This is a genomic window from Roseibium polysiphoniae, assembly GCF_014842925.1.
In the GTDB taxonomy this organism is placed as follows: domain Bacteria; phylum Pseudomonadota; class Alphaproteobacteria; order Rhizobiales; family Stappiaceae; genus Roseibium; species Roseibium polysiphoniae.
In genome coordinates this window covers 758,576-769,485 of record NZ_JACYXJ010000001.1, presented here as the reverse complement: position 1 = coordinate 769,485, position 10,910 = coordinate 758,576, and the positions used below count along the sequence as shown (strand labels likewise).

The following is a 10,910-nucleotide window of genomic DNA, read 5'->3' as shown; positions in this document are numbered from 1 at the left end:
CACCCGCCTCATGCTCGGCGAGGATCCCGATGATCTGCTCGTCCGTGAATCTTGTTCGCTTCATTGTCCGTCCTCAAATTGGGTCGGACTCTAATCGACAGTGGAGGAAAAATCCCGTGGCAGGTCACATTACATCGCCCCGGGCAAACCGATGCAAAACGGCTTTGTCGAAAGCTTCAATGGCCGCCTTCGGGACGAGTGCCTCAATGAGCACCTGTTCCGCAGCTATCGCCACGCCCGAGAGCTGATCTCGGCCTGGCGCGACGATTACAATCACAATCGCCCACATACGAGCCTCGACGGGCTCGCCCCGTGGCAGTATCACCAACGGTCAATAGAGGACCAAAGCCTGAACACAGCAAACTAAAAAACGCGGACCCCTTGGGGAGCAGGTCACCCACTCTGTTCAAACCGAGCATCGCGGCCATGTGTGCGGAAATTCGCAAGCTCTCTCCTATGCACATCGATGCTGGCCGTCACGGACAGTCGTATGCCAAGAAGAACTACGCCTACCTCCAGGGCAAACACAGGCCAGAGTGGCCGTTGCAGGTCGTGGAAATCGATGAATGCAAGGTCTCGCTTCAGACCATTTTTCAAGGCGATCCCGTCTGGCAACGAAAGGACAACACGGCAAGAAAGGAGCTGGAGGAAGAAGTTGGGTGCTTACAGCTTTCGGCCGCGATCGAAGTTCGCATGAAGTGCATCCTGGCGATGCGGCTGGCTCGCACGGCAACGACTGATCTTGCCATTTCTACCCTGAAAATGGCGAGGTCTGACAAGAATGATCTGGCCAAAGCCGCGGGTTGCGAAATACCCCGGGATATGGCCAGCCGCATCCAGACTGCATGGGCGTGAACATGTCGACGCGAAAGTCAAAGTGTTTCTGCGATTGAAGCAGGAAAGCGCGGACCAGAGAAGAAACGGCCCTTGGGAGGGCCGTTTCAAGGGGTGTTACCGGAACAATCCGCGGAGTGCTTTTTTGCCGAGATCGATTGCGATCGGTGCGGCAGCAGAGGCAAGTGCGCCCCAGAACGCCGGAGCAACGCTTGAATCAATTGCAGAGTTAATCCGGTCTTCACGGTTGATGGACGGGGCTTGATAAGGAAGTTTCATTTTCAATTCTCCAAAAGTGGTTTTGTTTGAATTTGGCCAGGTTTCAAAGGCCGTCGATTGCGGACATTGCAAAGTCTTTTGCAGCGTCCTTTGCGTGGGGAGCGAGGTAGCGCACAGCAGACTGCAGTCCGCCGGTTACGTCATCCCAGTCCAGCCCGAAAAGAGCCGGATCTACGCCTTGCTGGATCGCGGAATTCAGACGATTTGCGCGATCAATGGAAGGGGATTGATAAGGTAGTTTCATTTAAAATACTCCTTTTAAAATAAAGGGCTTATGCCCTGATGGCACAAGATTTGTGCCCATTATGAGCCGCGCCAATTTCCGGCGCGGCGCATCCCGAAAAACTCAGTAGGCGCGCCAGCTGCGCAGTGGGCCAAAGGTGACCGGCATCAGGCCCGTGACATCAACGGTGTAGCGATAGATCATCCGTGCTTCTTCATCACGTTTGAACGGGTTGAAGAACTCGCAGATGATGTCCCAGCAATCAGTTCCGGGTCGGCTGACCGGGCTGCGTTGAACATTCATCGCATTCAGTTCCAGCTTCTTGTTGAAGGCATCCTGAAAAATCTCGCCGGCCACATGGGCGTTGGTGGCTGCAAAGTTCATGGCGCGATGCTGAGGCTCTGCTCCCCGATTGCGGAGCTCGTAATAAATCCGTTCGAGGAAGTTGCGGAGACGATCAATCTCTTCCTGCTTGGCGCTTGGTTTGAGAACGGCCTTTGCCAACTCGTGGGGTGTCCAAGAGAACATCCCGCGCAGGATTGGTGAGACCACGGCAACGGTGTGACCGTTATAAAGCCGGGTTTCGCCGACGATGTTACCGGCAATGGACACTCTATCGATTTTGTCTTCGCTTGGCTTTTGGTCCTGATCGCATTGCTCTGCCATCAAGTCAGCTGTCTTGGTCTCGGGTGTGGCAACCTTTGAGAGGTTCAGGCCCGTCTGATTGATGAGGAACTCGATCATTCGGCCGAACTGTTGAACCGCAAATTGGTTCTGGGGCCGGATTACATAAATCGGGATGCCATCTATCTTGAGGGTCCACTCCAGGGCTGTGGCGGAGTCCAGGAAAGGCGTGCTGCCGTCTGCGTCCCGGAACGTGAGGAAACGGGCCATGGCGATCTCGTTTTCCGGGATCATCGGCTTCAGGTGCGGATGCTGTTCGCCCAGCGAGTGCATTGCTTGCTGGAAGTAGTCACGATTGGTTTCATTGGTAAAATCGTAACCGATGGTGCCGATCGCGAAGACCTTTTTGTCAGCCATGATGTTTGACCCGGCATGCTGCGGGCGCACAGTGTTTGGCTGGGCATGTACGAAGTTTTCAGGGGCACTGTCGCGGATTTGGGCGTGTGTCCGTGGGGCTGCTGGTGATGCATTGAACTCGGCAGCTGGTTGTTGTGTTTGTGCCGGTGCGACATCGGTACACTCTGCCGCCGGTACAATAACTTCAGGAAGACCTGCGGGTTCAACCGAGGTTGCTTCGGGAGCAATGGCGTCAACGCTGGTATCAATCTCAGACATTAAATCAATCCTTTCTAAAACATTTTTTTGAAGAGCCACCTGCTCCGCCCAAATCGGGCGGAGGTTTTCGTGCAAGAGCACGAGATCCAGACGCCTAAAGGCAGTAGGCTTGTCGTCTCCCGAGTGGCTCAATTGGCAGGGGACACAAGAATTCGAGAAAAGCGCTTCCAGTTCAGCCTGCTGGATGTCCGGGCAAGACTGGCGGACAAGGGCGCATAATCCGCTGACCATCGGGGCGGCGAAGCTGCTGCCGGAGATCTTTGCGGTTCCGCCCTCGGCTTGAACACGGATGTCGACACCTGGGCCCAGCAACATCTTGCGGATGAGACGGGGCCCTGTGTTGTTGAAGGATGCAGGTTGCCCTTCAATATCGTGGGCGCCGATGGCCAAAACGGATGATAGGCTGGCTGGGACGGTGTCAGTGGGAAGTCCGTCATTGCCCACGGCTGCAACAATTTGAATGTTGTTTTCTGCGCAGCGTTCCACCGCGTCTCGCAACTCGTCGGTGGGGTGTCCGGTGTTTGAGAGGTTGGCACCGCTAATGTTGATTATCTGGGCGTTTTCGGCGCAGGCGGCATGGATCGCTTGGGCGAGGGTCAGCTGTGAACAGCCTTGAAGGTTCCCTGCTGCATCTTCTCGAAAAACCAGGATTTGGATGCCGGACGCATTGGGGGCAATTCCTGACTTCTTGCCCAGGATGATACTGGTGACCGCAGTGCCGTGAAGTGTGTGATCAGGACCGTCCACCGGGTCGATCTTTTGACCTGCCAGACTTGGGTTGTCGGGATCAAAATTTCCGTCAAGCACAGCGATTTTGATGCCTTCTCCAAATTTGGCGCGTTCTTGGATGGCACGCAGTGCTTCAAACTGATCGCGTAGAACATACATGTCCTGCTCCGGAAAACGGGTTGTGTCCGGCCAAGTCGGCGGACCAAAAAATATTTGTGAGAATTTCGGTTGACGGTTGCGGCCATCTGGCCGCAACCGTCCGGAAAATCAATTTTGTTTCAAATGCTTAAGTCAAAAGGCGTCCAGGCGAACCCGGACAGGCAGTATGAAATGACCCAAAACAGGCCAAGGATCACTGGCGGAAAAAAAGCTGGTTCCTCCCAGAGAGGTCAGGAGTTTTGGGATCAATCCCTTCTCCCCCTGACCTGAAGAAAGATTAACAAGTTCCAAAAAGATGAGAGAGTGAATTGACCGTGAAACTTTCTCGTTCACCCCGTGAGACAAAGTTTCACGCCGTGAGGAAAAAAAAGCCCGCGGAATAGCCGCGGGCAGGAAGATCCAGGAAGAAATGTGAATTTGGCAGGTTTCTATCCCGCCTTGGACACAGGAGGAGCGGTGTGGATCCCGACACATGCCTTGTGCTGAACCATTGTGGTGTCATCATCGGCTTCAGTTGAAGGAAGATCCAGTTCCGCTCCGAATCCATCGAGAAGCGGTCGACCAGCCGCTGCATTGCGCACCATCAGCCTTGCGACTGAGGGCGCTGCCGCACTGGTGCCAATCAGCTTGCTGCGTGTTCCAGAAGTCGTTCCTATGGACCAGATGCCAGGTTGCGTGCGGCTTTGGTCGGTCACAGCAGAGACCTCAGGCTGCGGCCCCCAGGACACATAGCTTCCATCCGGCACCTTCTTCACGCCGCCGGCCCCAGAATAGTCCGAAGGGTGGCCCGATTGCAGGATGTATCCTGAAACCCGGGTGGTGCTGGCGGAGGCTGCTACTGCATTCGTTGCGCCAAAGCCGGAAATGTTTGGAACGTCTGCTGAATATTTCCGGACCGGATTTTTCGGTCTGACGAATTGCATTGCCTGAGGGTTTTCTGGTGCAAGCAAATAGCTCTGCCGTCCATGGGTTTTCAGGTCGCTTGGATCGTCGTCTCTTTGCAGCCAAAGCAGGATGTTTTCCCCCTCTCCAAGTTTCGAAGACTTCGGAGATCGAGACAGCTCTACAGTCCATGTGCCCGATGGAGCTTTGCGGGCGACGCCGCGGCGGTAGATCGTCGGGATGAGCGCGATCATAATACGCCAGCGGTTTCCGCGGTGCTTGTCTGCCGACATCTGACCGATCACCTCACCCTTCAATTCGATTTCTTCAAACCGTCTGGGATCACCATCATCTTGACCGGACAGGTCCATGTCCGGCGAAATATCGATGCTGGTTGGGTTCGGTCCGCCCGGCCTGTCTGGCGGCGTCAAAGTAACTGTGTAGCCCGCAGGATCAATTTCTTCCGGCAACCACATTTCCAGATAACTTGAGGTGCCATCATCCGGCTGCAAATGCCAATGAACCCTCAGCTTGTCCTGGTCAAAATCCTGCTCGGAAAACCTGCCATGTATGCGTGATTGAAAATTGTTGCCAATTGGCATGACAATTTCTGTTGCCGCTTGTTCCTCCCGCCGAAGTTTTAAAAGCTCTTCGATGGAGATTTCCATCTCCGAATTGCCGTCGTGACGACCGGCACTCCAGCCGTAGGAAAAATTCACCACCAGCGGAAGTTCGGGGCTTTCGAAATGCCGAGCAATCCTCCGTGAACGCTCAAAAATGTAGTGCAGGGCGGACAGCATGTACATTTCCTTGCCGAAGCCGGATGTGTCCCACGCGATGGTATTGGGCAGCTGAACGCCGATGATAAGAATGTCGTCATCCAGCGGATAATCGGGATAGATAGACCCGTTTCCTGCCGCCAGACCCAAGACATGTGCTCCGTGGGTGGCATGGCGCATCAGGTGGTTGCCGAGCTCCGGCATATCAGGAGCAGTCGCCTTGGCCTGACGATATAGCTGTCGTTCGTCAGCTGGGAACTGATTTCTCAGTCCGTCTATTTCGGCATTCACGAATTCGCGGCCAAAGGGAACACTAGCGGTCGGCTCTGCTCGGCCGGATTGGAGCCAGCAATGACTGATCCGTGTGCCGCCATCGCTGTTGAGGAAACAGCGATGGGCAAAAGGCAGAGCATCATCAATCACACCGATAATGGCTTTCGGTTTCCGTGGTGGCGGGGTCCATTCGGAAGGTGCGGTATCAACTCTATAGTCGTTGACCCAAGACCCTGGCGCGGCCGGAAAGTTGACCCGAAATCGAGGCGAGATGGCAGCCGGTTGGCGCTTGGCTTGCGTGCGTGCAGAACCCAGCATTCTCGCAACTGTGGTGTCTTGCTGAACGCGCCGGCGTGGATCGTTCATTTGCGGGTCATGGAATGCAAATGGTGTGATCTTCAGCGATTTATGGTCAGGCTTCCACAACGGGGGAAGGCGAACACTCATCTGGTCGCTATCCTGCGGCAGCCCATCTCCTTCCATCAGGGCGGTGTAATACCCAGATGGCCCTTGTGCGATGGCAGGGAAGGCAAACGGTCGGCCCAGCTCTTCAGAAAACACCCAACGCTCATACGGACCGGCGTACCGCTCGATCCGCTCTTCATGAGCTCGCTTGAGGTACATGGTTGCCTCAAACCTTCTGGGTTTCGGTTAGGGCGTTGTCCCACAGCCAGCTGAAATGCGGTGCTGCGGAGGTCTGGAACTGACCGCATGAATGAAGTCCCATGGTTCCGCCGTTCTGTGTGAAGTCAAAATCGGAGAAGTCCTGATTTTGGGGTTCGTAGCGCAGCTCTTCAATCGGCACGCCGGTATGACCGGCAAGGTTTAATATGATCTTTCCGATTGCCGTACCAAGCGTCGCCCCGGCCCAACTATCGATCGGGTAATGAACGCCCGCGACGGTTCGGTTTACAGCAATGCGCTCGGCCAATCCCCGCATCATGACAATGCGGTTGTCCACATCTTCAAATCCGCCCCAGCTTTTGGCCAGCGCTTCAAGAACCGTGAGAACGGCATAGGCTTCCGTCGCATGTGCGGAAGGAAAACTGCCATGCCCTGGCGTCGGGATCATCGGCAGGATACGGCCGTCGATCTGGTCCGGACGGCGGACAGCCAGTGCGTGTTTGGCAATCATGGCCATATGCGCTGCAACCACCTGCGTTGCCGTGATCAGCTCAACGGTGCTCTTGTGTTGTGCCACATGCATGCCAAGGATCATCGAGAAATACTCGGTTGGGAACCCGAGCTGTGAGACAATTTCCGCCCCGCGGTCTCCGCGCAGGTCAGCATAGTCGCGAACATGCGAGCATTGTTCGGCAAGCAGCGCATCTGAGGGCAGGAGCAGTTCCACAAGGTCATGATTGTCGAAGGATAGTGCGATGGAGCGAACGCTGTTTGTATCCTTGGCCTCATAGGAAACTCGGCTCAGAAATTCGCTTAAATAAAGCGAGCCGCGCACCCATGTTGCCCAGCGGTTGTTGTTGGCTGTGTCGTTGAAGGAAAGTGGCGTGCCCGAGATTGCAGCGCCCGGAGGGGTCAAGTGCAAAAGCCCTTCGGCAGTGGTTTGCAGGCCATGGGTGGTCACGGCGGAGTAGCCGCCCGGGTCTTGCGCGCCCAGGAAGCCGCCAATGCCGGTCATCCCGCCGATGCCGCCAATTCCCCCGATCCCTCCGATGCCGCCGATGCCCCCTATCCCTCCAATGCCTCCAATGCCGCCAATGCCGCCGATACCACCAATTCCACCATATTGGGCCATTTCAAAAATCCTTTAACCATCTCAATTAATTCCCGAGGCTGCCATGGCTTTAAGGGCACGGCGACCAAGCTTCTCCTGCGAAACCGGGTGGCTTCGCTCGTAATGTTGCAAACTGTAGGAAGGCCAGATCCGCAGCAGCTCTTCTGCCGCCGTCCGCGCTTCTTCGCGCCGGTCCATAAAATGAAGGGCTGTTATCTTGGCGCGATGCGTGGACAGGTGCTGGTCATTGGTTGTCAGAGAGCGGTTGGCGTAGACCAGTGCGTTCTCAAAATCGTCTGCGGCGATATAGGCCGTGCTTGCAAGACTGTCGTAGTAATAGTTAAAGGGATCGATCGGGGAGAGTTTACGGGCCTGCTGATTTGACGATACGGCTGCTTCCCCGTCGTTCAAGAAGGCTTTCAGCGAGCCGCGCAACAACCACGCCAGGCTCTCGTTCGGGTTGACATCCAGTGCTGATTCAAAGCGTTGGTCGGCGGTTGAAAAGTCATGCACCAGGTTGTTGTGCGCAAAACCGTCGATGGTCAGACTGAGGCTCGATTCCGGATCGAGATCAAGCGCTTTGGCGGTGCAGTCGATAGCCAGTTGCGTGTCCCGCTTCTGGTCCATCGTATAGCCCTTCATGACATTCAGAACATACCATTTTGCCAGCCATGCGTGGGTTTCGGCCAGGTTCGGTAGGCGGCTCGTCGCTTCGCTCAAGAAGTCGCGGGATTTCAGAAAGTCCCGTATCGTTGCGCGGTGCATCAGGCCAACCCCGGAGATCAGAAGGTTTTGGTCGGACACATCGTTCAGCGGTTGCATTCGGCTGCTGGCGATCGCGGTGTCGGAAATGGATTTGGCAACCGTGCGCGCGATATGTTCGATTTGCATCGCTGCGTCATCCAGATAGCTCAGGTTCGCGATCTGGAAATTCCGGTTCCAGAGGATCTGGCCGGACTTGGCATCGAGAAAATCAATGTCGCAGATGATGCCGCTGGCCGAGCGCCGCAAGAAACCGGTGGTAAGAAAATCAACCCCAAGTGTCTTCTGCACTTCCGTGACAACGGTGGTTTTTTCAGCCATTGCGCGCCCGGACAAATGGGAGATGACGCTCAGGAACCTGGAGCGAGACAGAACCCGGCAAGCTTGCTCTCCGATCCAGTCCCCCAATGCCTTCAGGCTTGGATCATCGCCAAGATGGCCGAGGGGCAACATGGTGACCGAGGGTCGGGAGTGCCTTAACGTTGCAGCCGGCATGCTCTGGCACAAGGTTTTCACCTGTGCCGGATTTTCACGGATGGCGGCCACCCATTTGCGAAAGTCCTTTTCTACAACATTCAGATCTTCCAGAAACGCACCGGCGCTTGGGTCGCTGATAAACCGCAGGCGCGCCAGGTCCAGCTCCACATCCGTGTTGGTGGTGCGAAACAGCGTGTCAAACTCGCGTCCCAAGAGCTTTCTGAGATCCGCCAGCGCCCGGCGGAGATTCTGGTGGCCACAGTCATAGCCGGAATAGCCCCACAGGGTATTTTGCAGAAAGGTTCTGGTGCGCCGTCCCATAGGCGCGGTTGCCAGAATGGCAATCAGTGCGCGGTGTTTGGCCCCGCGTATTTCGATGGTGTCCCGCGCCTTTAACCGAACGGCACAAGTCCCGAACAAAGCGATTTCCAGAAATGTAGCCATGATGTGTTACCCCGTTGCAACCAGTACCATTCTGCGGCAGTGGAAACAAAGGGCCTCACAGTAATTTCACAGAAGCCCCATGACTTGCGTTGTTATGATAAAGAAAACAAAGACTTTGAGGTGTGTTTTCATGTCCCAGGGAATAGGGGTAAAAGATCTGGTTGAGTATTTTCGAAACTGGATTTTTGAGCGTCAAAAAGTAATCAGTCTTATCGAAAGCGGGCGGTTGTCGGACGACGAAAAAACGTCCTTGTCGAACATGGTTTTTGTCATCGACCGCATCGGTCCGGCAGATTTGGAGCCACAGGATTTAAACTCTACCAAGCAGAGCGAAATTTAACATGTCTGGAAAAGTGCTTTCTGGAGAGGGGCACACCAAGAGCGGCCAACGCAAAATCTCACGACCTCCGAGCCCAGAGCACGACAGGTCAAACGGCTGCTTTAACTTTCTTTGTACCGAAACCCGCCAATCCCCTCCCGGCCCCATTTCAGACTTTAATCAACGAAGAAGCTGTCGAGTCAGCACTTGATAATATGGCTCGCTGATGTGTCAGAAAGCCTGTTCGCACGCCCTGCCCGACCCAAAAACTCTCGGATGGGAATAGACTCCAAGGTTGTCCTTAAACGGGTCTTGCGACGAGAGGTTCAAAACTTTGGTTCCGTTTGGAACAAAACTTTGGTCCTCCGATATCACGGACATTCTTCCACTAATGATTCCAGAAAGTTACAGACCCCGTTGTTCAATACTTTGGTCCTCTCACCAGAAGATGTCCCGAGTCGCATAGGATGGCCAATTGAGGCCAATAAACGGCTCAAACGGCCCTGAAACACAAAAACCCGCCCATCGGAGATGATCGGGCGGGTTTTCATTGTGGTTCTGCGCTTCACCGGTCGAGCGCTGGACGGCGCGCTGCTGGCGGGAAGACCCAAAGAGAAGCTTAGACCGACCAGGTCAGGGAGGTCTTTTGCTCGGAGATGGTCCAGAGTTTGGCCGCAGCGTCCCGGTCGAGGGCGCAAGGGTCCAGCGGGCAGGCATCGACTGGGCCGACCGTCTCTGCTCTTTTCGTCGGGCCATAGAGCGTTTCCGTCGCCACGTTCTCTTCCGCCGCGCACATGACCTCGGGCCAGGCCCCCTTCTCCGCCGATTGCGCGATGATGGGCGCAAGGATGGCCCAGACGATCTTGTTGAACGTGCTGGCGGTATCCTTGAGCAAGTTGGTGCGTGACGCGCCTGGATGGCAGACCTGGACCGTGACAGCCTTGCCAGCGGCCTGAACCCGGCGCTGAAGTTCGTAGCCAAAGACCATCTGCGCCAGCTTGCTCTGGGCGTAGGCGTTCCAGGCAGTGTAGTTGTGATCGAAGTTCATGTCCTCGAACTTGATCCGCTTCAGCCCCATCTTGTAGGCGTTGCTGCCCACCACCACGATGCGGCCGCGCGACGCCTCGATCCGCTCGAACAGCAGACCGCAGAGGAGAAAATGACCGAAGTGGTTCACCCCCAGCTGGCTTTCAAAGCCGTCCACGGTGAGGTTCTGCCGTGGCACCTGGGCAATGGCGGCATTGCAGATGAGCGCGTCGATCCGGGGCGTTTTTCGCAGCAGTTCGCCAGCAGCTGCGCGCACGCTCGCCAGCTCTGCCAGGTCCATTTTCACGAAGGTCACATCGGCAGTCTCGCCAAACTCTTCCCTCAGGGCGGCGATGGCGGCCTCTGACTTCGCGGTGCTGCGGTTCAGCATCACTACGCCAGCGCCCCTGGACAGAAACGCCCGGCTGGCCTCGAAGCCTGCTCCGCTGTTGGCGCCGGTGATGACAAATGTCTTGCCCTTGAGAGAGCCAAGGCGCTCCGGCGTCCAGCCCTTCGATCCAAAATTGCCCTTGGTCATTTCATGCTCCTGATGTCGGCCGCTCTGTTGCGAGCGGCAGGTATCTCATCGTGTTGAAAGAGCATATAAATCTCACCAGTCAGGCGTAGTAGCCGCATTTATCGCGAATACATGCCTAATTGTATCAAGTGCGTTGATACTGTGAATTTCGG

At 55.6% G+C, this 10,910-nt stretch carries 9 protein-coding genes and 1 pseudogene; 3 read left to right on the top strand and 7 right to left on the bottom strand.

Annotated features, from left to right (window positions below; all coding sequences use genetic code 11):
* Window positions 1-127 precede the first annotated feature (127 nt).
* Together IG617_RS03510 and IG617_RS03505 are read left to right on the top strand one after the other, a co-directional pair.
* Window positions 128-367, top strand: a pseudogene (locus IG617_RS03510) (integrase core domain-containing protein); the annotation flags it as partial.
* 59 nt (window positions 368-426) lie between these two features.
* Window positions 427-855, top strand: coding sequence for a hypothetical protein (locus IG617_RS03505; protein ID WP_192107312.1), 429 nt, complete (start codon window positions 427-429; stop codon window positions 853-855).
* Between the two features lie 96 nt (window positions 856-951).
* Here the strand turns inward: IG617_RS03505 and IG617_RS03500 are convergent, their stop codons facing one another.
* The 6 genes from IG617_RS03500 to IG617_RS03475 form a co-directional block, all read right to left on the bottom strand.
* Window positions 952-1,113: a hypothetical protein gene (locus tag IG617_RS03500; protein ID WP_162858358.1), complete on the bottom strand. Its 162-nt coding sequence runs from the start codon at window positions 1,111-1,113 to the stop codon at window positions 952-954.
* Window positions 1,114-1,156: 43 nt separating this feature from the next.
* Window positions 1,157-1,357: a hypothetical protein gene (locus IG617_RS03495; RefSeq protein ID WP_153769338.1), complete on the bottom strand. Its 201-nt coding sequence runs from the start codon at window positions 1,355-1,357 to the stop codon at window positions 1,157-1,159.
* Between the two features lie 102 nt (window positions 1,358-1,459).
* Entirely contained in the window at window positions 1,460-3,523 is a 2,064-nt protein-coding gene (locus tag IG617_RS03490; RefSeq protein ID WP_192107311.1) for a cyanobactin maturation protease PatG family protein, read from the bottom strand.
* A gap of 428 nt (window positions 3,524-3,951) precedes the next feature.
* A complete protein-coding gene (locus tag IG617_RS03485) occupies window positions 3,952-6,081 on the bottom strand; it encodes a S8/S53 family peptidase (protein ID WP_192107309.1) in 2,130 nt (709 codons plus the stop codon).
* 7 nt (window positions 6,082-6,088) lie between these two features.
* Entirely contained in the window at window positions 6,089-7,213 is a 1,125-nt protein-coding gene (locus tag IG617_RS03480) for a phosphatase PAP2 family protein (protein ID WP_192107307.1), read from the bottom strand.
* A 21-nt stretch (window positions 7,214-7,234) separates the two neighbouring features.
* Entirely contained in the window at window positions 7,235-8,875 is a 1,641-nt protein-coding gene (locus IG617_RS03475) for a hypothetical protein (RefSeq protein WP_192107305.1), read from the bottom strand.
* A 130-nt stretch (window positions 8,876-9,005) separates the two neighbouring features.
* Between IG617_RS03475 and IG617_RS03470 the strand changes: the two genes are divergently transcribed.
* Complete coding sequence (locus tag IG617_RS03470; RefSeq protein ID WP_192107303.1) at window positions 9,006-9,215, top strand: hypothetical protein; 210 nt, start codon at window positions 9,006-9,008, stop codon at window positions 9,213-9,215.
* A 598-nt stretch (window positions 9,216-9,813) separates the two neighbouring features.
* On the opposite strand, the gene IG617_RS03465 is transcribed toward IG617_RS03470, so the two are convergent.
* Window positions 9,814-10,758, bottom strand: coding sequence for an SDR family oxidoreductase (locus IG617_RS03465; protein ID WP_192107301.1), 945 nt, complete (start codon window positions 10,756-10,758; stop codon window positions 9,814-9,816).
* Window positions 10,759-10,910: the final 152 nt, after the last annotated feature.